The organism is Flavobacterium aquatile LMG 4008 = ATCC 11947, from assembly GCF_000757385.1.
GTDB classification, from domain to species: Bacteria; Bacteroidota; Bacteroidia; order Flavobacteriales; family Flavobacteriaceae; genus Flavobacterium; species Flavobacterium aquatile.
This window is the reverse complement of record NZ_JRHH01000005.1, coordinates 516,281-543,112: the sequence shown is the minus strand read 5'-3', so window position 1 is coordinate 543,112 and position 26,832 is coordinate 516,281. Positions and strand designations below refer to the sequence as shown.

Annotated in this window: 24 protein-coding genes; 4 read left to right on the top strand and 20 right to left on the bottom strand. The window is 31.4% G+C overall.

Annotation, left to right across the window (positions count from 1 at the left end):
* Positions 1 to 8: 8 nt before the first annotated feature.
* From LG45_RS14385 to LG45_RS14370, 4 genes are all read right to left on the bottom strand, one after another.
* Entirely contained in the window at positions 9 to 326 is a 318-nt protein-coding gene (locus tag LG45_RS14385) for a DNA-directed RNA polymerase subunit omega (RefSeq protein WP_035128317.1), read from the bottom strand.
* A 6-nt stretch (positions 327 to 332) separates the two neighbouring features.
* Positions 333 to 1,127, bottom strand: coding sequence for an outer membrane protein assembly factor BamD (locus LG45_RS14380; protein WP_035128315.1), 795 nt, complete (start codon positions 1,125 to 1,127; stop codon positions 333 to 335).
* A gap of 105 nt (positions 1,128 to 1,232) precedes the next feature.
* On the bottom strand, positions 1,233 to 2,108 hold the full coding sequence (gene dapA, locus LG45_RS14375; protein WP_035128314.1) for a 4-hydroxy-tetrahydrodipicolinate synthase: 876 nt from the start codon (positions 2,106 to 2,108) through the stop codon (positions 1,233 to 1,235).
* Between the two features lie 2 nt (positions 2,109 to 2,110).
* On the bottom strand, positions 2,111 to 2,629 hold the full coding sequence (locus tag LG45_RS14370) for a DUF6913 domain-containing protein (protein ID WP_035128312.1): 519 nt from the start codon (positions 2,627 to 2,629) through the stop codon (positions 2,111 to 2,113).
* 79 nt (positions 2,630 to 2,708) lie between these two features.
* Between LG45_RS14370 and LG45_RS14365 the strand changes: the two genes are divergently transcribed.
* Complete coding sequence (locus tag LG45_RS14365) at positions 2,709 to 3,458, top strand: 5'-nucleotidase C-terminal domain-containing protein (protein WP_307725781.1); 750 nt, start codon at positions 2,709 to 2,711, stop codon at positions 3,456 to 3,458.
* A 5-nt stretch (positions 3,459 to 3,463) separates the two neighbouring features.
* Complete coding sequence (locus LG45_RS14360; RefSeq protein WP_035128308.1) at positions 3,464 to 4,378, top strand: bifunctional metallophosphatase/5'-nucleotidase; 915 nt, start codon at positions 3,464 to 3,466, stop codon at positions 4,376 to 4,378.
* Here the strand turns inward: LG45_RS14360 and LG45_RS14355 are convergent.
* The 7 genes from LG45_RS14355 to LG45_RS14325 form a co-directional block, all read right to left on the bottom strand.
* Positions 4,364 to 5,062: a hypothetical protein gene (locus LG45_RS14355; RefSeq protein WP_035128306.1), complete on the bottom strand. Its 699-nt coding sequence runs from the start codon at positions 5,060 to 5,062 to the stop codon at positions 4,364 to 4,366. The genes LG45_RS14360 and LG45_RS14355 overlap by 15 nt on opposite strands.
* Positions 5,063 to 5,129: 67 nt before the next feature.
* Positions 5,130 to 5,813, bottom strand: a complete 684-nt coding sequence (locus LG45_RS14350) for a hypothetical protein (RefSeq protein ID WP_035128304.1) — start codon at positions 5,811 to 5,813, stop codon at positions 5,130 to 5,132.
* Complete coding sequence (locus tag LG45_RS14345; RefSeq protein WP_035128303.1) at positions 5,814 to 6,491, bottom strand: lysoplasmalogenase family protein; 678 nt, start codon at positions 6,489 to 6,491, stop codon at positions 5,814 to 5,816.
* Positions 6,481 to 8,478: an NAD-dependent DNA ligase LigA gene (gene ligA / locus LG45_RS14340; RefSeq protein WP_035128301.1), complete on the bottom strand. Its 1,998-nt coding sequence runs from the start codon at positions 8,476 to 8,478 to the stop codon at positions 6,481 to 6,483. The genes LG45_RS14345 and ligA overlap by 11 nt, the downstream gene beginning before the upstream one ends.
* A 113-nt stretch (positions 8,479 to 8,591) precedes the next feature.
* The gene (locus tag LG45_RS14335; protein WP_035128299.1) at positions 8,592 to 10,526 is read right to left on the bottom strand and encodes an OmpA family protein; all 1,935 of its coding nucleotides are present in this window, start codon (positions 10,524 to 10,526) and stop codon (positions 8,592 to 8,594) included.
* A gap of 11 nt (positions 10,527 to 10,537) precedes the next feature.
* Complete coding sequence (locus tag LG45_RS14330) at positions 10,538 to 11,470, bottom strand: PorP/SprF family type IX secretion system membrane protein (RefSeq protein ID WP_035128297.1); 933 nt, start codon at positions 11,468 to 11,470, stop codon at positions 10,538 to 10,540.
* 54 nt (positions 11,471 to 11,524) lie between these two features.
* The gene (locus LG45_RS14325; RefSeq protein ID WP_165570812.1) at positions 11,525 to 17,179 is read right to left on the bottom strand and encodes an Ig-like domain-containing protein; all 5,655 of its coding nucleotides are present in this window, start codon (positions 17,177 to 17,179) and stop codon (positions 11,525 to 11,527) included.
* Positions 17,180 to 17,541: 362 nt separating this feature from the next.
* Here LG45_RS14325 and LG45_RS16180 point away from each other — a divergent pair, with 362 nt between their 5' ends.
* Positions 17,542 to 18,258, top strand: coding sequence for a LexA family transcriptional regulator (locus tag LG45_RS16180; protein WP_052087609.1), 717 nt, complete (start codon positions 17,542 to 17,544; stop codon positions 18,256 to 18,258).
* A 4-nt stretch (positions 18,259 to 18,262) separates the two neighbouring features.
* Here the strand turns inward: LG45_RS16180 and LG45_RS14315 are convergent, their stop codons facing one another.
* From LG45_RS14315 to rpsF, 4 genes are all read right to left on the bottom strand, one after another.
* Entirely contained in the window at positions 18,263 to 18,736 is a 474-nt protein-coding gene (locus LG45_RS14315; protein ID WP_035128294.1) for a DUF6495 family protein, read from the bottom strand.
* Positions 18,737 to 18,917: 181 nt separating this feature from the next.
* The gene (gene rplI, locus LG45_RS14310; RefSeq protein ID WP_035128292.1) at positions 18,918 to 19,358 is read right to left on the bottom strand and encodes a 50S ribosomal protein L9; all 441 of its coding nucleotides are present in this window, start codon (positions 19,356 to 19,358) and stop codon (positions 18,918 to 18,920) included.
* Between the two features lie 65 nt (positions 19,359 to 19,423).
* Positions 19,424 to 19,720: a 30S ribosomal protein S18 gene (gene rpsR, locus LG45_RS14305; RefSeq protein WP_007138295.1), complete on the bottom strand. Its 297-nt coding sequence runs from the start codon at positions 19,718 to 19,720 to the stop codon at positions 19,424 to 19,426.
* A 2-nt stretch (positions 19,721 to 19,722) separates the two neighbouring features.
* Complete coding sequence (rpsF, locus tag LG45_RS14300) at positions 19,723 to 20,064, bottom strand: 30S ribosomal protein S6 (RefSeq protein WP_035128290.1); 342 nt, start codon at positions 20,062 to 20,064, stop codon at positions 19,723 to 19,725.
* 172 nt (positions 20,065 to 20,236) lie between these two features.
* Here rpsF and LG45_RS14295 point away from each other — a divergent pair, with 172 nt between their 5' ends.
* Entirely contained in the window at positions 20,237 to 20,932 is a 696-nt protein-coding gene (locus LG45_RS14295; protein WP_035128285.1) for a LytR/AlgR family response regulator transcription factor, read from the top strand.
* Here LG45_RS14295 and priA read toward each other — a convergent pair.
* The 5 genes from priA to LG45_RS14270 form a co-directional block, all read right to left on the bottom strand.
* Positions 20,929 to 23,379, bottom strand: a complete 2,451-nt coding sequence (gene priA, locus LG45_RS14290) for a replication restart helicase PriA (RefSeq protein ID WP_035128283.1) — start codon at positions 23,377 to 23,379, stop codon at positions 20,929 to 20,931. The two genes, LG45_RS14295 and priA, sit on opposite strands and share 4 nt — an antisense overlap.
* A gap of 52 nt (positions 23,380 to 23,431) precedes the next feature.
* Positions 23,432 to 23,863: a DUF2147 domain-containing protein gene (locus tag LG45_RS14285; RefSeq protein ID WP_035128281.1), complete on the bottom strand. Its 432-nt coding sequence runs from the start codon at positions 23,861 to 23,863 to the stop codon at positions 23,432 to 23,434.
* The gene (locus tag LG45_RS14280; protein WP_035128280.1) at positions 23,856 to 24,809 is read right to left on the bottom strand and encodes a YihY/virulence factor BrkB family protein; all 954 of its coding nucleotides are present in this window, start codon (positions 24,807 to 24,809) and stop codon (positions 23,856 to 23,858) included. The genes LG45_RS14285 and LG45_RS14280 overlap by 8 nt, the downstream gene beginning before the upstream one ends.
* Positions 24,810 to 24,830: 21 nt before the next feature.
* The gene (nadC, locus tag LG45_RS14275; protein ID WP_035128278.1) at positions 24,831 to 25,691 is read right to left on the bottom strand and encodes a carboxylating nicotinate-nucleotide diphosphorylase; all 861 of its coding nucleotides are present in this window, start codon (positions 25,689 to 25,691) and stop codon (positions 24,831 to 24,833) included.
* A 78-nt stretch (positions 25,692 to 25,769) separates the two neighbouring features.
* Positions 25,770 to 26,807, bottom strand: a complete 1,038-nt coding sequence (locus LG45_RS14270; protein WP_035128276.1) for an o-succinylbenzoate synthase — start codon at positions 26,805 to 26,807, stop codon at positions 25,770 to 25,772.
* Between the last annotated feature and the right edge of the window lie 25 nt (positions 26,808 to 26,832).

Below are 26,832 nucleotides of genomic sequence, written 5' to 3'. Positions count from 1 at the left end.
TTTAGCTTTTATTTATCTGAGTTTCTATGGTAAATTTTATCGTCTAACCATTCTTGCACAGCAAGTGCGTGTGGTTTTGGCAATTTTTCATAGAATTTAGAAACTTCTATTTGTTCTTTGTTTTCAAAGACTTCTTCTAAACTATCGTTGTAAGTAGCAAATTCATCAAGCTTATCAATTAATTCTTTTTTAATCTCTGCATTGATTTGATTAGCACGCTTAGCGATAATAGTTATTGCTTCATATACATTTCCTGTTGGTTCTTCGATAACATTTTTGTTATATGTTATTGTGTTTACAGGAGCATTCGTCTTTTTTAAATCCATGACTTTTTATTTAGTAAATTGTTTCAATTCTTTATCAATTCTAGCCAACATTTCGTCAGCTTCTTTTTTGTATTTTGTATCTGCTTTAAATTTGATCAAACTTCCGTAAGATAATTTAGCAGTATTTAATCTTGCTTCCATTTTATCAACAACACTGTTTATAGCCAATTGATAAGCAGAATCTAATTTATAATACAAAGCATCTTCCTTATAAGGAGTTCCAGGAAAATCTGAAACAAAATTATCCAACGCAACAATTGCAGCTTTAAAATCTGAAATTGAATTGTACAATTTTGCGTTTTCGTATGCTTTTCTCTCTAATTTTGTTTTTAATTCCTTAATTATTGTATTTGCTTCTGCAAAATATTGAGAATTTGGATATGTGTCAATAAATATTTGAAGTTTATCAATAGCTTTGTCAGTATCCGTTTGATCTAAACTATAAACCGTCGACTGCTTCGAATAACTTTTGGCTCCTAAAAAAGCCGATTCTTCTTGTTTTTCACTTTTTGGATAACTAGAAACAAAGCTTTCAAAGTGGTAAGCTGATAGACCGTACTGCTTATTCTTATAGTATGCCATTGAGTGCATGTAAAATAATTTTTCAGCTTGTGGTTTGCCTTTGTATGCAGGAGCTATTTGTTCAAACAATGTAATTGCTTTAAAATACTTTCCTTTTTCGTATAATTTTGTTGCTGTTTCTAATTTCACAGCCACATCTTCTGTTTTTAAAGCTTTTTGATATTCATTACATGATGATACAAAAAGAACTAGAATGATGATTGATATTATTTTTCTCATTTTAATTTACCGGTGCTCGTAATCGATTTTATTTTTCGTAAAAAACGAACTGCAAAATTAGTTAATAATTAGATACAATAAAATATTTTTTTTAGTTGCTATTTTTTACAACTTTTTAGTAAAATCTGAGAGCCTTTTTGCTAAATTTTCATCAACATTTACAAGAGGCAAACGAACAGTATTCTCTGAAAGACCTAGTGTTTTATGCACTTCTTTAATTCCAGCAGGATTTCCTTGTTCGAAAATCATATCTATAGATTCTGCTAAAAGATAATGTAATTTATAAGCTTCATCAACTTTTCTTTGTAATCCAAGACGAACCATATCTGAAAATTGTCGTGGAAAACCTTCTCCAATTACAGAAATCACTCCGCTTCCACCAGCTAAAACCATTGGTAAAGTAATCATATCATCTCCAGAGATAACGTGAAAACCATCGGGTTTATTTTGAATTAATTTCATAGCTTGAACAATATCTCCTGCAGCTTCTTTAATGGCAACTATATTTTTAAAATCATTAGCCAATCGAATCACTGTTGAAGGAAGTATATTACTAGAAGTTCTACCTGGAACATTGTATAGAATTATTGGAAGTGGTGATGCATTTGCAATAGCTTCAAAATGTCTGTAAATACCTTCTTGAGTTGGCTTATTATAATATGGAGAAACTGAAAGAACAGCAACAAATTTAGATAAATCTCTGGTTTTTAATTCAGTAACAACTTCGTGCGTATTATTTCCTCCAATTCCTAAAACTAAAGGTAATCTACTATTATTTGCCTCGATTACAGTTTTAATTACAACTTCTTTTTCGTCTTGCGAGAGTGTTGCATTTTCGGCAGTTGTACCAAGAACTACTAGATAGTCAATTCCGTTATCGATTTGAAAATTTACAATTCGTGTTAATGCTTCTGTATCAACAGAAAAATCTTTTTTGAATGGTGTAACCAGTGCAACGCCGGTTCCAATTAATGATTGCATGTTTAAAGTTTGTTTAATATTTTTAAATATTTGAATAATTCCTCAATAAAAACCTTGTAATTCTCTGCTTGTGTATCAATCATAAAGTGATTTAATCGTTTGTCAACATTGGCAAATCCTACTTTAAAATTGGCTTTAGATAAACTTGTGACTAATAATAATGGTGCTTTTTCTACATCATAATAACTTACTAATAAATCAAAATTTTGATTTACAAAATCAATTATTTCATTCTTGTCAAAAGTAGCATTCCAACTTAAATCTTTGTAACTAAAAACAGTATAATCAAAGGTTTCATTCTTTTTCACTCTGTTTCTAAAAGCTAAAATTTCTATATTTTCTTCGCTAATTCCGTTTAATTTTAATTGATTTAAAAGTAAATTCTTTTCATTAAAATACGATTCGTCAATAATAATTCCGATTTTTTTAATCGAACTTACTGATTCATTATGTTTTACATTTGATAAACTTTTCTTAACAATTTTTTTGGTCCAAAAATCCTTTATCTTATCTAAAAACATACTACTTTTACTTGGGTTACAAATTTAATTAATTTTAGTCGCATATCTGATGGTAAATCTAAAAAACTATAGCATTGTATTGAAACATTTTGTTTTATTATTAACATTTCTACTTCTTACTTCATGTGGAAATAACAAATATTCTGTTTCTAAAATTGAAGGAAAGAAAATTGGTATTACAAATAATCAATCCGAAGTTACCGAAATTGAGAATTACATTAAACCTTATAGAGATCACATCGATAAAGATTTGAGCACAACACTCGCCTATTCTCCTGAAGTTCTTGATAAATCTAAAGGTGAATGGCAAACCAATATTGGTAATTTTCTAGCCGATGTAACTTTTGAAAAATGTAACGTTGTATTTCAATCGCGTGAAAAAAAATCGTTGGATATGTGTATTTTAAATCACGGCGGAATTCGATCTATTATTCCGAAAGGAAATGTTACCGCTCGAAATGCTTATGAAGTGATGCCGTTTGAAAATAGCGCAACAGTTATTGCTTTAAAAGGTGAACAAATTTTGGAAATGGTAAATTACTTAATTTCTGAGAAAAAACCACATCCTTTGTCGGGAATTCAATTTACGATTGGATCAAATGGAGTTGCAAAAGATATTTTAATTCAAGGAAAACCTTTAGAAAATAACACAATTTATCAAGTTGTTACTAACGATTATTTGGCAAATGGTGGCGATAATATGACGTTTTTCAAAAAAGGAATTAAACGCACCGATTTAGATTACAAACTAAGAAACATCCTTATTGATTATTTTAAAGATGTTGATACCTTAAAAATTAACTCCAACAAAAGAATAATTAAAGAATAATCGTCATGAAAAGAAGAGATTTTATAAAAAATACAGCAGCAAGTTCGGCTTTATTAGGAATTGCAGGATTTTCTTTAAGCAGTTTTACTTCATCCGATTTAAAGCATATCACTATTTTACATACTAATGATGTTCACAGTTATATAGATCCTTTTCCTGCAGATCATCCCAGAAATGCAAATATGGGAGGCGTTGCAAGACGCGCTGCATTAATTGAGTCTATTAGAAAAGAAAACAAAAATGTTTTATTGCTTGACGCTGGCGATATTTTTCAAGGAACACCTTACTTTAATTATTATGGTGGTGAATTGGAGTTTAAGTTAATGAGCATGATGAAGTACGATGTTTCAACTTTAGGAAACCATGATTTTGACAACGGAATTGATGGTTTCTATTCGCAATTACCAAATGCTAAATTCGAATTTGTATCGGCAAATTATGATTTTAAAAATACTGTTTTAGATTCTCACGTAAAACCTTACACTATAAAACATGTTGATGGAATAAAAGTTGGAATTTTTGGTCTCGGAATTGAACTGGATGGTTTAGTAGACAAGAAAAACTATAAGGAGACAGTTTACAATAATCCGATTGAAGTTGCAACTGACATGGCAAGAGTTTTAAAAACAGAACAAAAATGTGATCTTGTAATATGTTTGTCACACCTTGGATTTAAATACAAGGACGAACCAAATAAACCTAGTGACATTTTTCTTGCCCAAAAAACTAAAGATATCGATTTAATTATTGGTGGACATACTCACACCTTTTTAGACAAACCAGTGATTGAAAAAAACCTTGAAGGAAAAGAAGTTTTAATTAATCAGGTCGGATGCTACGGTTTAAATCTTGGGCGAATTGACTTTTATTTAACCAATGACAAACAAGTAGCATCGCAAGGAAAATCAATTATTGTTTAGTTTTTTCTTTTCCTTTTCAGAAGCGATTACAAATTTATAGAAAATATAAAAAGCACAAACATTAAGAGTCATTGCAAGTGGTCGTAGGCAAAAAGAATTAAATTCGGCTAAGAAGTATCTTTCAATATAAACAACTAATTGCAATCCTAGGAACAAAATAACACTTATAAGTAATAAAGAATTTTGCTTTGAGTCGTTTACTGAATAACTTGCAATGGCAATACCGCCAAGAACAGCCGCCATAATACTTTGAAAAACAATCAAATAATAGGAGTTTTCAGGAATATCTGAAGATGTTATCAAAAAGAAAAAAATAAATCCGAGTGGTAATGTTGAAAGGAAAAATGGAACATAATCTTTAATTCTCACTATTTTGAAAATTAGAATTAGCAGTAGAATTCTATGAACAGTATAAGCAATCAATCCATAAAATAGATACTCTTTGCTATTAGGTATAAAAAACAAGTTGGTTACCAAAGACAAAAATAGAATTACAAAAAATAATTTATTTCTTTTAGTTGATGAATAATAATACAAAATCATTAACAATAATGGTATTAATGGTTTTGAAATAAGTATAACAATTTTAAAAGAAAAAGTCTCTGCTAAAATCTCAATAACTGCATTTAAAAAATACATTATTGTAATAATTTTAACGGTACAGTTTTTTATTTCTAAATTCATTTGATAAATTTACGAAAATAAAAAATAAAATTAACACTTATAACGTATTTATTTTTAGATAATTACGCTATAATTTCTCTCTTTCTGAAATCACTACAAAACGAAGAAAGATAAAATGACCAGAAAGGAAAAAAATCATAGAAACTGGTTTAAGAAATCCTAAATCAAGGTAATAGTATTTTACACCCAAAGCAAAGATATTAAGTGCAAAACACAAAGAACAAACCAGCAGATATTTACTCGCTTCATCATTTTTCATCATATAATTTCCTAAAGAAAAACCGCCAATAATTGACATAATTAAACATTGAAGAAAAACAATTGGAACGGTTGAACCGAAAATCTCGTCGTAAATTAAATAAATCAGATAGGTAAATAAAAATAAAAAAGGAATAGAACCAATAATTATAGGGATTAAATTAAGCTCTTTAAGTTTTTCGTAAACTGTAAGCAAAATAAAAAATCGGCTAAGCATAAATAATATAGTAGCAATAAAAATTAAATTTGAAACTACCGAAAGAAATAAAACATTTGCACACCAGTTGAGCACCAATGCAATGATGTAAACTTTAGAAACTTGATCTGAATTATACCAATATAAAAAAAGTAATAACGGTAGTAATAATGGTTTAGTGAGTGAAATTAAAAAGTCATTGTACAAAAATTCGCCAGTAATCTCAATTGTGGACAAAATGAAAAAACTGTAGGTTACAATTTCTAAAATATCTTTTTTGTGAAGTAATTGTTTCATTTACACTTTTTTTGAAGCTTCTTTAGTTAAAGCATATTTAGTAACAAAATAATACGAAAGTACTTGAGCTAAAAAATGTAGAACATCTAAAACAACAAGTTGCGTTTGGTAATTATATACTATGTAAAAAGAATCAGAAACTACTATACACGTTACTCCAATAGCTAAAAACAAATTGGCATTATTCATTTTACAAATCAAATTATATCCAGCAATAACGGCTACAAAAAACAATAAACCTCCATAAATTATAATTAATATTCTAATTAATAATTCGTGAAAAAAAAATAAATCAACAATAGAATAGCACAAATAGCCTACAAATAAAACCAATATTACTAAGGATACAATATTGAAAATCTTTAATTTAAATTTCTCTAAATTTTGAAAAACCATTGCTAGTAATGCCAGATTTCCAATAAAAAAAGGAACTAAAATATAGTATACTTCATTTTCAAAATTCATTATTCCTATAGAATCACCAACAAAACAACAAAATAAAAACAAGAACAATAAATAGTTTTTCTTTTTGGTTTCAATCAAATAATAAAAAGATATCGCTGGTACCACAAGTGGAAGTGAAACTAGTTTTAAAGTATCATTTCGCAACATATCGGCTAAAACAGATAAAAAGCAACAAAGAAAATAAAGTATAAGGGCAACTTTGCTAGCTTTCATTAAGCATGTTTATAAAGTCATTTTCTGAAATAATTGAAATTCCCAATTTATTTGCTTTATCTAATTTAGCTGGTCCCATATTTTCTCCTGCAACAACATAATCGGTTTTGGCCGAAATTGAACTTCCAACTTTACCTCCATTATCTTCGATTGCTTTCTTTAAATCGTCTCGAGAAAATTGCTCAAAAACACCAGAAACAACAAAAGTTTTACCCAATAATTTTTCTGTAGCATTGGGATTGTGCTTTTCAACAATCTCAAATTGGACACCAAAATTTTTTAATCGCGCAATAATAGTACTATTATTTTGATTCTCGAAAAATTCAATTACACTTTGTGCAATTCTGTCACCAATTTCATCAACTAAAATTAAATCCATAAGAGATGCCTTACTTAAAGCATCAATAGTTTTATAATGTTTCGCTAATTTCTTGGCAACGGTTTCACCAACATAACGAATTCCTAGAGCAAACAGAACGCGTTCAAAAGGAATTTCCTTCGATTTTTCTATTCCGTTTACAAGATTTTCGGCACTTTTTTGAGCCATTCGCTCCAGCGGAATCACTTGATCAACCGTTAATTCATACAAATCGGAATAATCTTTAACCAAATTATTATTAAAAAGTAAAGCAACTGTTTCGCCACCAAGACCTTCAATATCCATGGCTTTTCTAGAAATATAATGTTGAATTCTACCAATGATTTGTGGCGGACAACCATAAAAATTGGGACAAAAATGGTTCGCTTCTCCTTCTTTTCTTACCAATTCAGTTTGACATTCTGGACAATGTGAAATATATTTTGTTGGTTCTAATTGATTTCCTCTTTGTGCAACACCAATTATTTTAGGGATTATTTCTCCGCCTTTTTCTACAAAAACGCTATCTCCTACTCTAATGTCTAACTTTTCTATTTGATCGGCATTATGCAAAGATGCTCGTTTTACAATGGTTCCAGCTAATTGAACTGGTTGCAAATTAGCAACTGGAGTTATAGAACCTGTTCGACCAACTTGATACGAAATAGAATTTAAAACGGTAGTAACTTGCTCTGATTTAAACTTATACGCAATTGCCCAACGCGGTGATTTGGCGGTGTAACCCAATTCATTTTGATGGTTAAAATCGTTTACTTTTATCACAACACCATCGGTTTCATAAGGTAAATCGTGACGATGAACATCCCAATAATTTATAAATTCGAAAACCTCATCGAGATTATTAGCTAATTTAGATTGTGTTGGCACTTTAAAACCCCAATTTCTAGCAGTTTCTAATCCTTCAAATTGTGTAGAAAAGGGTAAATTATTTCCAGTGATGAAATACAATAAACAATCTAGCGGACGTTTGGCAACCTCAGCACTATCCTGCAATTTTAAACTTCCAGAAGCGGTATTTCTCGGATTGGAATAAGGTGTCTCTCCTATTTCTATCAAATCCAGATTCATTTTTTCAAAACCTTCAAAAGGCAAAATTATTTCACCTCGAATATCAAATTTTTGTGGATAATTTCCTTTTAATTTTAACGGAATTGATCTAATTGTTTTGATATTATTAGTAACCTCATCACCTTGAAAACCATCACCACGAGTTACTGCTTTACTCAACTTTCCATTTTCGTAAGTTATAGAAATGGATGCTCCGTCGTATTTCAATTCGCATGTATATTGCAACGGAACGTTTCCTAAAACTTTTTGGATTTTTACTTCCCAATCTTGCAAGTCTTCTTTAGAATAGGAATTGTCTAACGAATACATTCTATTTTCATGAACAACCGTCTGAAAATTCTTGGTTATAGTTCCACCAACACGTTGCGATGGCGAATTTTCATCAAAATATTCAGGATATTGCGCTTCTAAATCTTGAAGTTGTTTTAACTTTTGATCAAATTCAAAGTCGGAAATTGTAGGTTTATCTTCCACATAATAGTTGTGGTTGTGGAGGTTAAGTTCCTCGCGTAAATCCAGAATTGTTTTTTGAATATCCATAAAATAGAATGGTAAAAATTTAAAATTTCACACTCTAAAAATAGTAAAATTAGTTTATAAAAAAAACAAAACCACTCTTTTCGGAGTGGTCTTATTACTAACAAAATTAACTTCTATTTTTCAACAATTATAAAATCGGATCTTCTGTTTTTAAAATGCTCTTCTTCTGTACATTTTATGCCATTACTGCATTTATTTGTCAATCGGCTTTCGCCAAATCCTATTGCGCTTTCCACTCGAGAAGCATCAATTCCTTTGGATAAAATATAGGTTTGAGTCGATTTAGCTCGATCATCAGAAAGTTTCATGTTGTAACTGTCTTTTCCACGTGAATCAGTATGTGATTCGATTTTGATTTTCACATTTGGAAATTTCTCCATTACAAAAACTACTTTATCCAATTCAATTGCAGCTTGTGGTGTAATGTTGGATTTGTCATATTCGAAGAAAATTGGGTTAATAGCAATTTTTTCTTGACCTTTATCATTAACAATTAAATCGTCGTAATTACTTAATTCAAAGTTGATGTCTTTAATTTCATCTTTATCAACATTCTTAGTTTCAACTTGCTTTTCTTCATTACTGTGATTGGCTTTAGAAGCGACAATTTTTACTTTGGTATTACAAGGAACAATAAAATTGTAAGTACCATCGGAATTGGTTTTTGTTGTTAAAATTAACGTTCCAAAAACATCATAAACAGAAATTGTAGCGTCGGCAATAATAGCTTTAGATTTTACATTGGTAACTTTACCAGAAATAGTTTGATTGCACTCGGGTTTTGTTTTTGTAAAATAGTAAATATCATCGTCGCCTTTACCCAAAGCTCTATTAGAAGAAACATAGCCAAAAGTATCGGTTGAATCTACAATATAAGCGAAATCGTCTTTATTACTATTGATTGGTGAACCCAAATTTTTAGGCGTTGTAAATTTCATTTTTCCTAAAAAAGTACTTTGATAAACATCTAAATCACCCCAACCGTAATGTCCATCGGATGAAAAGTATAAAATTCCATTTTTAAAATAAGGAAACAATTCGTTTCCTAAAGTATTGATTGTTGGTCCGAGATTTTGTGGTGTTCCCATCGTTCCATCTTCGGCAATTTGAACCACATATAAATCGGTTTCACCAAATCCTCCGGGCATATCAGATGCAAAAAACAGCCATCGACCATCTTCACTTAGTGACGGATGTCCATTAGAATAATTTTTACTATTAAAGAAAACACTCTCAGGTTTTACTAATTTTCCTTCTTCAATTTGACCTTTAATTATGTGAAAATTATTAGTTCGCGATTCATCAAGTGTCAATTTTTTATTGACAACAATATTTGTAGTGTAATAAATTGTTTTTAAATCGGCAGAAAAAGTAGCGGTTGCTTCATGGTATTTAGTCATTACATTTTTAAGAAATAAGTTGTCGTTGTAAATATTTCCATCATTAACATTGCGCTCTCCTACATACAAATTAAGAAACGGTTGATTGTTCCATTTGTACAAATTTGTAGTTAATTTAGTAGTGTCTTTAGTCGATGCAAAAATTATCTGAGTTCCGTAAAATGCTGTCCCAAATTCTGATTTATTTGTATTTATATCAAGGTTTTTTAATGCGTACAATGGTTTAGTTTTAGACAAACTATCGTTGTACTTGAACTGATATAAGTAACGTTCAATTTGGTTTTTATCATCTTTTTTAGTCAGATATTCTCTAGTTAATTTATCGGCTTTGTCATAATCCATAACGCCTTTCATAGACTGAATGTACTTTAGAAAATAATCATCACTCATTGTATTTCCTTGAATATCATACAATTTTTGATACCATTGTAATGCATTTCTATTGTCGTCAATATGATAGTAAGCATCGCCAGCATGTTTTAGCGTTTGAATCGAAGGTTTTTTTTCATTTTCAAGATATTCATCGTAGGCTTTTGCTGCATCCATGTAGGCAAGCTCTTTAAAAAGTTTGTCTGCTTTCTTTAATTTGGATTGCGAAAAAACCGATGTAAAACACAACAATAAACTTAGTATAACTATTTTTTTCATAACTTAATTTTTTAGTAGAAACGTGGAGATCGAATTTGAAGTGATTTCTTTTGAAATTGATAACGCAGAATGATTTCGTGCGAACCATCGTTGTATTTATTTAGTTCAGTGACTGTGTAATCAAATGAATATCCAATGTAGAAACTATTAGATATTTGAAAACCAGCCAATGCACTTACAGAATCATCAACTTGGTAGGATGCACCAAGTGTTAATTTTTCTTGAATTAAAAAATTTAAAGAGGCATTATAATACAGAGGTGCACCAGATACTGCTTTTACAAGAAATGCAGGTTTAAATTTTAATGCGCTAGACAAGTCAAAAACATATCCACCAATAAAGTAATAATGCAATCGATCAATATCTACAGATTCTTGAATATCATCATAATAATTACCGCGAATAAAATTAGGCACCGATGCACCCAGATACCATTTATCGGAATAATAAAATAATCCTGCACCAACAGATGGTTTTATTTCGTTACTAATATTTGAATTTAACAATGCATCGGTTGGATCGTTGTAGCGTCCTTTTGTCCAGTCAACGTCAAGTTTTCTAACACCAGCTTTTAATCCGAAAGCTAATTTTTTCTCTCTTGTAAAATTGATTGTGTAAGCAAAATTACCCTCTAAATTCAACTCATTTGAAGGTCCCAGTTTATCATTAATGATACTTAATCCTAAACCAATTCGTTCATTGGCCAAAGGTGAGTGTGCTGTAAAAGATTGTGTTGTTGGTGCGCCTTCAATCCCTACCCATTGTGAGCGATGTAAAAGAACAGCTTCCAAAGTACCCACAGAACCAGCATATCCAGGATTTACGGTCATTGTGTTGTACATATATTGTGTGTATTCGGGATTTTGTTGTGCGCTTACATTTGTAATTACTGATAAACCCATCAACAGAACTGCACTTATTTTTAGTTTTATATCTAGTTTCATACTTATAAATTTTAGATTTAATAATTTTATATTGAGTAAAAAATTTGAAAAAGATTATCTTACAATTGAAAGCCAGCCGTTTTTCTTTACATCATTTTCACCCAAATCAAGAATATAATAATACGTTCCTGTTGGTAGTTTATCATCTTTATTTACAGTACCAGAAACATTTGCGGTTCCATCCCAATCATTTATATATTTATTTTTTGTGTAAACTAAGACACCATATCTATTAAATACTTCCAATTTACTGTTTGGATAATTTTCGATACAATCAATAATAAAAAACTCATTTGCACCGTCATTATTCGGACTAAATTCGTTGTAAACTAATAGACAAATTGGTTCGGTAGAAATTCCTGCCACGTTATTCGTTACATCAGAATCTATTGGAGTTGAAGAGATAATTGTAGCTGTATTTGAATAATCTCCGGTTGGTAACACTTTAGCAACTACAATAAGTGTAGCACTTTCATTTGCATTAATTACTGGAATAGTCCAAACACCATTTAAATTGTTATAGGTTCCAACAGATGGAGTTGCACTTACAAATTGATAACCCGATTGTAAAAGATCGTTTACAACAATATCTGATAATTGACTACTTCCTACATTATTAACCGTAATTGTAAAAGTTACATTATCATCAATGGATGGCGTTGCATTATCTACAGTTTTAGTGATAGTCAAATCGGAACAAACCACAACATCTAAATTTAATGTAGCGCTACTTGGAAGTCCACAATTGTTATCAAAGGTTACACTAATAGAGGCAGCGCCAACGGTTGGCCAGGAAACGGTTACAAAATCGTCTGTAGTTAATCCGCCAGAAGTTATTGTTCCGTTAGAAACTGTCCAAATATAATTGGTCATTCCAGTAGTTGCTGTGTAGGTAATTTCATTTAAAGAACATTCTTCGGTTGAGCCACCAGTAATTGTTGCAGCAGCTTCATCTGTGAAATCAATGGTCACCTCTAATCGAATTGAACTTGCACAACCAAAACCATCAATTATCGAACCATAATATATTGTTCCATTTACTAAAGCATCAGTCGAAGCCAAAGCTGTTGTTGATGTTTGCGAATTGTACCAAGTTACGTTTGGTTCGTTCACCTGAATATCAGCAATTGTTGGACTAGCGCTTTGACAGAATGTTTGAGTTGAAGCAGTTGTTGTTGGCGTTGTTCCATTTGAAATTGAAATGGTTACTTCTAATCGAACTGAACTCACACAACCAAAGGCATCCGTTATCGAACCATAATAAATTGCGCCGTTCACTAAAGCATCAGTCGAAGCTAAAGATGTTGTTGACGTTTGAGAATTGTACCAAGTAACATTTGGTTCGTTCACCTGAATATCAGCAATGGTTGGATTAGTACTTTGACAAAATGTTTGTGTTGTAGCAGTTGTTGTAGGCGTAGTTCCATTTGAAATTGAAATGGTTACTTCTAATCTTACTGAACTCACACAACCAAAAGCATCTGTTATCGAACCATAATATATTGTTCCATTTACTAAAGCATCAGTCGAAGCCAAAGCTGTTGTTGATGTTTGCGAATTGTACCAAGTTACGTTTGGTTCGTTCACCTGAATATCAGCAATGGTTGGATTAGTACTTTGACAGAAAGTTTGAGTTGAATCGGTTGTTGTTGGTGTAGTTCCACTTCCAACTGAAATTACTACTGGCTTAAAGTTCCCAGCTAAGTTTAAACAACTCACATCTGAGGTTAATCCAACATAATACGTATATGGTCCGCCAGAAATTGTAAGTCCTGAAACAGTTAAAGTTCCGTTGGAAGCTATTGTATAAGTGATTCCTCCAACTGTACTTCCACTTACAATCGGTTGCGTAGCATCATTAGCAAAAAACCAAAAGAACTGCGGATTTGTAAGTGAACTCGTTGGAATTACAACGGCATCTACAGCCGAACATATTAAAACATCATCGGCTACAATATCTGAAGGTTGTGAAAAAGGTAAAATAGTAAATGTCACCTGTGTTCGATCTCCTTGAGCAGTTTGACAAAATTCATCAGAACTAACTCCAACAAAATAAGTGTAAGTTCCTGGTGCAAGACCGGTAAGAACTAATGAAGAGGTGCTTTCACCTGCGATTAATTGTTGCGTTGTCCCGTTTAAACTATACCAATAAAAAATAGGATTGGTAAGAGTTAATGTGGAATTTAATTGCGCTAACAAGGTAACATTTCCTGTTGATGAGCAAATATTGGTAACTGAATTTCCGTTAATTTGAACTTGAGTTATTCCATTTATTGGAGTCGTTTGTCCTACAATGACGGTAACTTTTCCTCTAGTAAAGGTTTCACATCCGTAACGAACAGGTTGAATATAAAAATTGTAAGTTCCTGGCGCTAACGTTGAAGGAATTGTAAATGATGTTCCAGTTGAAACAATGTTTCCTCCTACTTCGGCATCATACCAAATGAAATTAACACAATCTTGCGGTACAACTTCAAGCTGAATGGTTTCGCCTGCGCAAACTTCTATTGTATTGGTAGCATCGGCATCAATAACATCGGTATTTGCAATTCGATTGATATCGTGAACTCTTAAAAAATCTAAAACACCGGCAACTCCTCCAAATCTAATTTTGATTCGATCATAAACCATAGTTTGAGGTGCAATAGTAACCAAAGCCTCCGATCCGCCATTTAATAGAGTTAAACTTAATAAGCTAGATGAATTATTTAAAATGGATCCAACTGGAGTATTTCCTAAGTACATTTGAATAGAAAAACCGGTCAATAAGTTTAAATCTAAAATGGTACTCGGACGTGACATTATAATTTGAATTGATTCTCCAATTAAAGTCGGAGTAGTAAAAGAAACAGTCAAATCAGCTGCAGCCAAAATTCCGGCGCCGCTATACATTGTTGCGTAAGAAGTTAAACTTGCATCTACAGCATCGTAAGGATTGTCAACTCCAACAGTTACAGTTGCCACTCCAATTCCTAAATCTACGGCGCCGCTAAAAACATCTTCTACATCACCAAGAGCACAATTAGCTTGTGTAATTGTTGTATCATAATATACTTCATAAACTTTAATATTTTGAGCTACACTCGCAATCGATCCTACAATAATTCTTACTCCATCATAGTCTTTTGGACCTGTATTGTCGGATGGAACAAATGTGAATTCGAACGAATTTTCACCGGGCAATAAATTTAATAACGTTCCCGAAACTGGCTGAATTGCTCCAATGTCAATTGGCACACCAGATGAATTTCGTTTTGTTCCTACAATAGAATAAGCTCCGGCAACAATTAATCCGCTGTATTGCGAACCTAATTTTACATTAAGTGGCGTTCCAGCTGCAACAGTAGTGTTCCATTGTAATGTTTGCCAAGTAGTTCCTATTCCTAACAAACCTAATCCTGTTACTATTGTTGAAAATGTTTGCGGATTGTCGTCTATGGCATTATTTTGATCGAATACGCCTCCGGTTAAAATAGAACTCCAACTTTGAGTATCGGCATAAACGCGTTGGGTTATAGTAGGACAATTTGCAGTATCGACAATAGTCACAAAAATAGTTCCGATGGCTGTACAAAATCCGTTATTTGCTACAGCCGTAAAAGCATAAGTTCCTGTAGCAGAAAATGGTCCAGCAATATTGGACGGAAGCGCATTTCCATTACTATCATACCAAGTAATCGGACTATTTGATGTAGCAATTAATGTAGCCGAATTTCCTAAATCTACAACCAGATTAGAATTTGGAATTGTTAATGTTGGTATCGGATTTACCACAGCATTTACTTGAACAACCAAGGAAGAACATCCGCCAAGCAAGCTTAGTGACTGAATTGAATATATTCCACTTGTTGTGATATTTGTTGCTGCATCTAATGATATTGGATTATTTGAACTATCAAAAAACTGGTATTGAATATTGCTAGAAGTATCAAAATTTAGAATTGCATCTGCTAAATTAACGCTACCACAGCCTTCAATAGTTGATGAAACATTCAAAGTCAATCCAGATGAATAAGTAACAATAACTTCTTTAAGTGTATTTATAGCATTCTCACAGCCATTAACCGATAAAGAAATGTAGTAATTATAAGGAGAACCAACTGCCGTTAAACCCGAAATTGTTAATTGACCTGTAGTACTATTTACGACATAAGTTACACCTAAATCACCTGCATAACCACTTGTAATTTCTTGAGTTTTTAATTGATCTTTATAATATCTAAAAATCGCTCCACCAATAGTTGAAGAAGGTGATAAAACGGCAAATCCATTACATGCATCTATATTTGAATTAATTATGATATCACTAGCAATTGGTATATCAGTTACCTCTACATCAATTTTAATTCTTAAAGATTCTTCGGGACAAGTAGCTCTTTTTGCAGCAGCATAAAAAGTGGTGTTTTCAGTTAAAATACCCGTTACAAAAGGTTGTCCAGAATTGGTAGTTGCCAAAAGAACTCCACCTACAGGTTGCGAATACCAATTGATAACCGTATCTGTAATGGTTTCTGCAACTAATGAAGCAGCGGCACCAGAGCAAATTACAGGATTTAAAGTAAATGCATCCGAAATTGTTGGTGGTGGCGGAACTCTTTTAATGTCATACAAATCTAAACTTTGAGTGAGTTGCACATTTAAAAGCGAATTATATTGCACCATAATTCTATTAACTGGTGCATTTGGAGCAAACGGAATTGTTGCTATTTGATTTCCTTGAAGTAACGTGAGTAAATCTAAATTTAAGAGCGAATTCAAATTTGCTGATTGAACAACTGTTAAATTATTATAACCTATAATCTGTATGTTATTGGCAACTCCTAAAGCGAGAAGTGACGGGTCAACTTTAAGTCGAATTAAGAATTGATCTGATGACTGTGAAAGTCCATCAAAATAAACGGTCTGATTGATTGATCCAGCAATGGCAATAACTCCCAGACTTAAATGCGAAAAATTATTAACATCAGAATCTATAACATGATGCGGATTTGTAACACCAGCGCCACCCAAACCTAATAAGTCAAGATTCAAACCAGCACCATCAAATGAAGTATAACTAGCTGAACCACAAACATCAGGATTTTCTACGTAAAACGCACCATAAACACCTAAACGTTTCACATTTCCAAGTCCGAGAAGCGATCCTACTCTATTGGTTAATCGAATTCTGTTATAAGGTAAAGAAGGAGTTAAAGCTATAAAATACTCGTTTTGTGAATTTATAACTATTCGAAGATTATTGTTCGCAAAACTATTCGCAATTTGGCTATTTCCTTCAAGTACAACAGTATTAACGTTTTTAGCTTGAACTGTAAACTCTTGATTACCAATTAAAACACTACCTAAAACATCTGAAAGTAATCCACCCAAACTTCCACCTAGTAATGCTGGCAGAATATTATCATCGGTATCAATCTTAACATAAGAAGTAGTATTTGCAGGTAAAGTTGAAGGAAATTCAAGTTCTAAAAAACCAGAATAAGCACCAATTCCGAGAAGAACACCTGTACTTGCGCGAACATCGGCTTTTGTAGTTAAATCGTTATCTATTGCATTTGTTGCAACATCAACTTCATTTTGATTTGAAATTATTGAAGCGTTAATCGGAATTGATTGCGCAATAATTGGTTGACTTTGAAATAAAAAGAAGAGTAACAAAACAAAACAATTTAAATCAACCTTTCTAATTTTAGTAATAATTAATTTCATAAGCAACATTTTTTTTAGTTAAGCATCTATTTTTATGGTGTAATTTCTCTATTTGAGATTATTTTTTTATAAAAAAATACCCATTATGTAAATATTAAGAGTTGTTTTTATTGTTATGTCAAAATTTAATTTATATTTGACAATATTTCTTTATTAACTGTGTAATAGTGATTTACACTTTTTTAAAAAAATATTTATCAGAGTCCCAATTCTGCTAAACAAACTTGCGCTTATACTAATTCATGGAAGAACAATTACTTCGGTATTTTGGCCTGTAATTTTGTGTGATTAATTATTTAATAATTATCCCATTATCGAATACATTTTTTAAACAAGGTAAACTTACAAATCATTTTGCGAATATGCAAGAAAATAATTCTCAAAACGCGAATATAATTTTAAAAAGATTAAAGAAATCTTTAAAAATTAGCACAGACATTGAGTTGTCTGTATTATTAAATATTAAACCAAATACTATATCTACTTGGAAAAAAAGAAATAGTGTAGATTTTTCTTCGATAATTGCAATTTGCGAATTGTACGAAATTGATCTAAATGAAATTTTTTACGAAAAGAAAATAGTAACTAATAATAGTAATAGTGTTTTACAAGAAACACCATTGGTTTGTAGTGAGGTGCAATATCAATATTGTATCGATAAAGAAGGACTAATTGATAATTTACCTAAATTTAGTTTTCCGTTTATAAAAAGTGACGATACGAGAGTATTTCAAGTTACAAGTAATAACATGTTTCCAAGCATTGAACAAAATTCATTTGTTGTTTGCGAGTTATCAAGTATTGATATTTTAAAAAACAACAGCTTGGCAGTTGTTATCAGTAAATCAAAAGGATTTTTTATAAATAGAGTATCTAGAAGCACTGAAAACAACGATGTCTTCGTATTGATCAATGAAAATTCTTTTTTCAATAACGTACTGTTAAATGCTAGCGATATTGATGAAATATGGCAAATAAAAGGTGTGTTATCGTATAATATTAAAGAGGAAGAGCATCAAAAAGCAGCATCTAGTATTACACCAAAACCAAGTACAAAAATTGCTCGAAAATTAAAATAGAGATTTAAGTAGAAATTATTCCATTAATTTGAATATACAACTGTCCATCACTTAAGATTGCACCTTCTGTGATTAAATTAAAAATATCCAAATTTCGATCTGTACCATATTCTTTTTTACCAATGTGCATTTCTACCGTTTCTGTAAACAAATTGTCGCTAAGCCATTGCAAACCATCTTTAGACATGAAATCAACATCAGTATCTAAAGATTTTATAACAATTGATTGAATAAATTTTTCTTGGGTATGAAAAAGGAAAATATGATTCTTAGAAAAGTGTTCTAAAAATTGCGCACTAGTTAAAACTCCTTCCCAAATTAAATCAGAGAAAACGTCTAACTCTTGTTCGGCAACTTCGGGTTTTGCAACCTTAATCTCGTCCCACTCTTTTTTATCTATTGATTGTGAAGCTAAGAAATTGGTAAACTCTTTATGTAATGCTTCAAATTGCTCTTTGGTTAATCTTTTGTATTTCATAGTTATTTGCCACGAAGGCGCAAAGTCACAAAGTTTATTTATTGTTTAAATTCACCAAAAAAAACAAGAGCAACAAAGATAATTGTTAAATTATTAAAACCTTTGAGTCGTTGTGTCTTAGTGGCAAACTAAAAAAAAATCCCGACTTTCATCGGGACTTTATATTTATAATAGCAGGATATTAAACCTCAGCTAAAATTTCATAAGGTAAATCTACAATTACGTCTCTGTGTAATCTTACAGATGCATTGTATTTTCCAGTTCTTTTAACAACTCCGCTAGTGATAAATTTTCTATCAATAGAGATACCTGCTTTTTCTAAAGCTTCAGCGATGTTGATATTGGTTACAGAACCAAATAATTTTTCTCCACCAGCTTTAGAAGTGATTTTAACTTCAAGAGCTTTAATAGCATCAGCAATTTTAGTAGCATCAGCAATAACTTTAGCTTCTTTGTGTGCTTTTTGCTTTAAGTTTTCAGCTAAAACTTTCTTTGCAGAAGGTGTAGCCAATTGAGCAAATCCCTGAGGAATTAAAAAGTTACGACCGTAACCAGCTTTAACTGATACAATATCATCTTTAAATCCTACGTTTTGAACGTCTTGTTTTAATATAAGTTCCATGTTGTTGTCCTTATTATAGAAGTTAGGTTCTTTTTTACGAGAAACCAACAACTGAGTTTTTTAAATTATTTTAATAAATCGGCCACGTATGGCATTAAAGCTAAGTGACGTGCTCTTTTAACAGCAACTGATACTTTTCTTTGGTATTTTAATGAAGTTCCTGTTAAACGTCTTGGTAAAATTTTACCTTGCTCGTTTACGAATTTCAATAAAAAGTCTGCATCTTTATAATCAATATATTTGATTCCAGATTTTTTGAAACGACAATACTTTTTAGTTTTGTTTGTTTCGATGTTCAAAGGCGTTAAATATCTAATATCTCCGTCTTTTTTTCCTGAAGCTGATTGTTGTAATGTTGCCATGATTAAGCTTTTGCTACTTTAAGTTTTTCTCTTCTTCTTTCTGCCCAAGAAATTGCGTGTTTATCTAAACTTACAGTTAAGAAACGCATAATTCTTTCGTCACGTCTAAACTCAGTTTCAAAAGCAATTAATACTTCTGGTGACACTTGGAATTCAAATAAATGGTAAAAACCACTTTTTTTGTTTTGGATTTCGTAAGCTAATTTTTTTAAGCCCCAATCCTCTTTAGATACCATCTTAGCTCCTCTGCTTGTAAGAAAATCTTCAAACTTGCTTACTGTTTCCTTTACCTGAACGTCAGATAAAACGGGATTTAAGATGAAAACAGTTTCGTAATGATTCATAATAAATGTGTTTTAATTATATAAAATTGGGTGCAAAAGTAATAATAATATTTTAATAAACAAGCTAAATTCAACTTTAATCGCCAAAATGCAAAAAACACCGATTAAAATTAGTTTTAAAGAAAAAAATAATTTATTTTCGTAGCACCAAATCTATAATAAAAAATAAATTATGAAACTAAATTGTGTAGTTGTTGATGACAGTTCGCTTCAGCGGATGGTCATTGCAAAGTTAGTAAATAATCACCCAAACTTGAACTTAGTTGGTGATTTTTCTAATGCAATTGAAGCGAAAAATTGTATGACAGTTCACGCTGTTGATTTAATTTTTCTTGATGTAGAAATGCCTGTAATTAGCGGATTTGATTTCATTGATGGGTTAAAAGTTAAACCTCAAGTGATTTTCATAACATCTAAAGCCGAATATGCCCTGAAAGCTTTTGATTATGACGCTACAGATTACCTACAAAAACCAATCGTATTAGAACGTTTTAATGCATCAGTAAAACGTGCATTAGACTTATACATGTTACGTCAAGACAATCACGAAGATGAAGGTGATCACATCTTCATTAAAAGCAATTTGAAGAAACTAAAAGTTTTTACAAATAAAATTAAATGGATTGAAGCTTATGGCGATTATGTAAAAGTAGTAACCGAAGAAGATACTAATCTTGTACTTTCTACGATGAAATCTTTTGAAAAAGACCTATCTAAAGACAAATTCATTAGAGTTCACAAATCGTACATAATTAATATCGATAAAGTAGAACGCTTCAATAGTAAATTTGCCGAAATTGGAGTTACAAAAATTCCTCTAAGCAGAAACAAGAAAGAAGATTTAATAAAGGCTTTAGCAATAGCTTAATAAAAATCGACGTTTACAGTGACTTTTATAGCTCTGTATTGCGGAACAACATCAAAACTATTCAGTATTTTCTGGATAGTTTTTTTTGTGCTTGAAACGGACGAATCTTGCGGAATTTTAACCATAATCGTTCTGATGTATTCATTTCTAATTCGATTAATTCCTGGTTCTTCAGGACCTAAAACTGGTACGTTCAAATTTTGCTGCATCACTTGATACAACCACATCGATCCTTCTTTTAGTTTCTCGAAATCTTTGTGTTTCAATGTTAGTTTTATCAAACGAAAAAAAGGTGGATATTTATAGATTTGACGTTCATACAATTGCTCTTTGTACATTCCAAGATAATCATTGTGAGTTACTTGCTGAATTACGTTATGATTCACATTGTATGTTTGAATAATCACTTTTCCACGTTTATCAGAACGACCAGCGCGACCTGAAACCTGCGTCATCATTTGGAAACTTCTTTCAAAAGCTCTAAAATCGGGATGATATAACATATTATCGGCATTCATAATTCCAACTAACGAAACGTTGTCAAAATCCAATCCTTTGGCAAGCATTTGGGTTCCAACCAATATATCAATTTCTCTGTTTTTGAAACTATCAATTAATTTCTCAAAACTGTATTTTCCACGAGTGGTATCTTGATCCATTCGTTTGATGTTTTTTGTTGGAAATAACTCAGCCAATTCCAATTCTATTTGTTCTGTTCCAAATCCTTTAGCAGAAATATCTACACTAGAACACACATGACAATTAGTAGGCTTTGCAATTGAATAACCGCAATAATGACAACGTAATTGATTTTTAAATTTATGATAGGTCAAACTCACATTACAACTTGTACATTGCGGAATATGACCACAAGTAATGCATTCTAAAACTGGTGAAAATCCGCGTCGATTTTGAAATAAAATCACTTGCTCGCCCAAACTCAATGCTTCGGTAATTGCCTCAATCAAAGTCAAACTAAAATGACCTTTCATTCGTTTCTTGAAATAATTTTCTTTTAAATCTACCAATTCCACTTCGGGTAAAGGTGCTTTTCCGAAACGTTCTTGAATAGAAATCATACCAAACTTTCCCGATTGCGCATTAAAATACGTTTCAATACTTGGCGTTGCTGATCCTAATAAAACTTTTGCTTTTTGGGCTTGAGCCAAAACAATTGCAGCATCACGAGCATGATATCTCGGTGCTGGATCTTGTTGTTTAAAGGTTTGTTCGTGCTCTTCATCAATGATTATTAATCCTAAATTGGAATACGGTAAAAACAAGGCTGACCTTGCTCCTATTACGATTTTAGCCTTTTCAGAATTCTCTAAAACCTGATTCCAAACTTCAACTCGTTCGTTATTAGAATATTTCGAATGAAACACAGCAACTTCATTACCAAAATGTTGTGTCAATCTAGAAACTAGTTGCGTTGTCAAAGCAATTTCGGGTAATAAATACAAAACTTGTTTGCCTTGAGCGATATATTCTTCTATTAGTTTGGTATAAATTTCGGTCTTTCCAGATGACGTAACACCATGAAGCAACGAAACTTCTTTCGAAAGAAAACTTTCTTTAATTTCAATAAAAGCCTTATGTTGTGCTTCACTTAAATTTAAATTATTCTCTTTTTTATTTTTATCAAAATTTACTCGGTCTTCTTGAATGTAATATTCTTCAAAAATATTCTTATCAACCAAAGCTTTAATTATTGCAGAAGTTGATTTTGAAATTTCGGTTAGGTATTTTACAGAAATTGGCTTTTTCTCTTGAGCATTTGTCTGAAAGTAATGCATTAAAACCTCTTTTCTTTTAATTGAATTCTTATTAAAATTATCTAATAATTCCGTTAACTTACTTTCATCCTGATATTGTTGACTTAATCTTATATATTTAATCAATCTTGGTTTATATTCTTCAATAATTTCTTCCTTCAATGAAATTATATTCTTTTCTAACAATTTTTGAATAACTGGTAAAACTGTTTTTTTATTTAAAATATCAACTATGTTCTGAATTTTTAAAGATGACTGATACTGCATTGCTTCAAAAATTAGAAATTCATCATTTTTTAAAATTGCTTCATCAACAAATGCATCTTTACAGAGAGATATAATTGTTTCACTTTCTAACACTAATGAAGATGGTAATGCAGCTCGATAAACATCGCCGATGTTGCACATATAGTAAGATGAAATCCAAAACCAATGATTAATTTGAAACTGATTTACAATTGGCTTTTCATCTAATATTTCGTGAATTTCTATAGCTTCATAAAGAGTTGGTATATTTTGATGAAGTTCAACAACAATGGAAGTATAAATTTTATTTTTTACTGGAACAACTACTCTCATTCCAATCTTAATATAATTGTACTCAGCTTCAGAAACTCTGTAAGTAAGAGTTCTTGGTAATGAAAGCGGTAAAATTACTTCTATGAAATGCATTTAATTAAAGAGAATAGAATAGAGAATAGAAAAAAATCAATTCTGTTAAGATTTAGTTTTTAATACGACTCCAATATTGAGTTCTTCCAAAAAGAGAAATACCAATAAAACCTCTAACTTTCAGTTTATCTTTTTCCTCTAAAGTGATGTAACATTTGTAAGTTTTTCCGTTTTTAGGGTCAAGAATCTTTCCTCCGTTATATTCGTGTCCATCTTTTTTCAATCCTTTGATGAAAGTTAACCCAAGAAGTGGCTTATCTTTATTCTCGCCTTGACATAACGCGCATTTTTTATTTTTGTGTTGCGATTCGAAAATTTCAATGATTTTCCCATAAAAAACACCGTCTTTTTCATAAATCTCGACAATGCCTTTTTCAACTCCGGTTTCGTCATCAACTGTTTTCCATTTTCCAACAACGGATTGTGAAAACGAAATTTGAAAAAATAAAAGCAAAATAGTAATTAATGTCAATTTCTTATTCATGTTCAGATATATTTTTTTTGCCTTTATCATTCTCTATTTTTTTTAACTTATGAATCGATGCGTTTAGTTCGAATCCGAGTAATAAAATCATGCTGTTTATCCAAATGTAAAACATTACAATCAATAAAGTCCCAATAGAACCATAAAGTTCGTTGTATTGTGAAAATTTAACAACCCAAATTCCAAAGAAATACGATGATAAAATTATTAAAATGGTAGTGAAAACCGAACCAATAGAAATAAAAGAACGTTTCATTTCTTGTTTAGTTCCAAATTTAAACAACATGGAAGTTGTCACCAAAATCATCGCAATAAGGAAAATATAACGTCCCATTTGGATGAGTGGAATTTTATCTGAAAGTACATCTTGAATTTTTGTCTTCTGAATAAAAACCTCAAATATTACAATTGTTGCAACAGTTATAATTAAAATAAATGACAACAAAATTGACATTCCCAATGAAACAAAATACTGTCTAAAATACTTTCTTTTTAGGGTGACATGGTGTGAAGATTCAAATCCGCCTAGAACTGCATTTACACCATTTGCCATAAGTATAATTGCCATGAAAAAACCTGTAGAAATCAACCCAGAGTTACTATTATGCAAAATGTCGGTAATAATTTTATAAATTGCATCATAAGTTGTTGGTGGAACACTTTGCTGTACAAATCCCATAAAATCTTCCTGAAAACCATCAATTGGTATAAACGGAAGTAAATTCAAAATAAAAAGCGCAAACGGAAACAATGCCATAAAAAAACTAAAAGCAATAGCCGTAGCGCGATAGGAAATAGCACCTTCAATAATTCCAACAAAATACATTTCAAGCAAATCGTATAACGATAAACCATGTAGCCAAGGTAGCTTTATAGTTTTACCAAACAACACGAGTTGCTTTAATACTGGAATTTTTAATAACTTATCTTCTATTTCTATTGACATTTTTTTTGGACTTAATGACCTTTAATCAATCGCTTTCAAACTCAAATCCATGTTGTAAACCGAATGCGTTAATGCTCCTGAAGAAATATAATTCACACCACAATCAGCATATTCTCTAATCGTTTTTTCGTTGATATTCCCAGACGATTCTGTTAAACATTTCGTTCCAATTAATCGAACGGCTTCTTTTGTATCTTCAAAGTTAAAATTATCGATTAGAATTCGGTAGATTCCTTCCGATTTTAAGATTTCTTTAATTTCATCAAGGTTTCTTGCTTCAACGATAATCTTCAAATCTTTATTATTATTTTTCAAATAGTCTTTAGTTTTATTGATGGCATTTGTAATTCCGCCAGCAAAATCGTTGTGATTATCTTTAAGCATAATCATATCGTACAAAGCAAATCTATGATTTTCACCACCACCAATTTTCACCGCCCATTTTTCGCAAGCTCTAAAACCTGGAGTTGTTTTTCTTGTATCTAGAATTTTAGTTTTTGTCCCTTCTAGAAGTTTGACATAATTTCTAGTTTTTGTAGCAATCGCACTCATTCGTTGCATCGAATTTAAAACCAATCGCTCGGCTTTTAAAATAGACTGGGAACTTCCAGAAACATGAAAAACGACATCACCATATTTTACTACACTTCCATCTTCAATAAATGTTTCGACTTTCATATTGGCATCAACATAATTGAAAACCATTTTTGCAAATTCAACTCCAGCAATAACACCGTTGTCTTTTACTAAAAGTTTGGCTTTTCCTTGTGCTTCTTTTGGAATACAAGCTAAAGAAGAATGATCGCCATCACCAACATCTTCCCGAATGGCGTTTTGAATAATTAACTGAAGTTCGTTTTGAAATTGCGTTTCTGAAATCATATAAAAAAGTTTGATTGGCTAAAGTAACGAAAAATGTTTATTTGAAAGAGACAAAAAGATAAGATTTGAAAGTTAAAATTATTCTAAATTAAAATCCCAAGACAAATTATTTTGGTACCAAAGTTGCCCATTTGAAACTTCAAGTGGACAATCAAAATTGTTGGTATATAAACTTCCTGTTCCTAAACCTTGAGGCATTTTGTTATTTTGCAAAAAAGTAAATTGTGCAATTGCATTTAGACCAACATTACTTTCTAAAGCCGAAGTAATCCACCAGCCAATATTGTATTTTTTAGCAAGCTCAATCCATTGTTTTGTTCCTCGAAATCCGCCTATGAAACTTGGCTTCAAAATGATGTATTGTGGTTTAATTTTTTGCAATAATTGCTCTTTTTCTTCCAATGAAAACACACCAATTAGTTCTTCATCCAACGCAATTGGAATTGGAGTGATTTCACATAGCTCTGACATTGTGTCAGTATGATTTTTAGCGATTGGTTGTTCGATACTATGCAATTCATAACCAGCTAATTGATTTAATTTACTTAAAGCTAAATTTTCACTAAAAGCACCGTTAGCATCAACTCTGATTTCAATGGTTTTAGCATCAAAATTTTGACGAATAAAGCGCAATAAATCCAGTTCTTTTTGAAAATCTATAGCGCCAATTTTTAGTTTGATACAGGTAAAACCTTGCGCTAATTTTTCTTCAATTTGGTCTTTCATGAACTGCTCATCTCCCATCCAAACCAAGCCGTTTATTACAATTGATTTTGATGAATTTGTAAAATCTGAAGGAAATAAAATAAACGGATTTTCGCTATTTAATGATTGAAAAGCCATCTCAACTCCGAACTGAATTGATGGAAATTCTATCAATTCGTGCCATAATTTCTCTTCGCCAAGATGAATATTTTGACAAGTCCAAATCAATTTTCCTTCATAATCATCACGATCATCAACACTCAATCCGCGAAGAATTCCGCACTCACCTATTCCCTTTTTACCGTTTTCTTCAAGTACAATAAACCATGTTTCTTTCTGCGTTAAAACACCACGAGAAGTTCCAGATGGTCGTTTAAAATCGAGTAAGTATTTATGATAAGTCGCTTTCATTTGCAGTTGCGAGTTCTAGTATTTT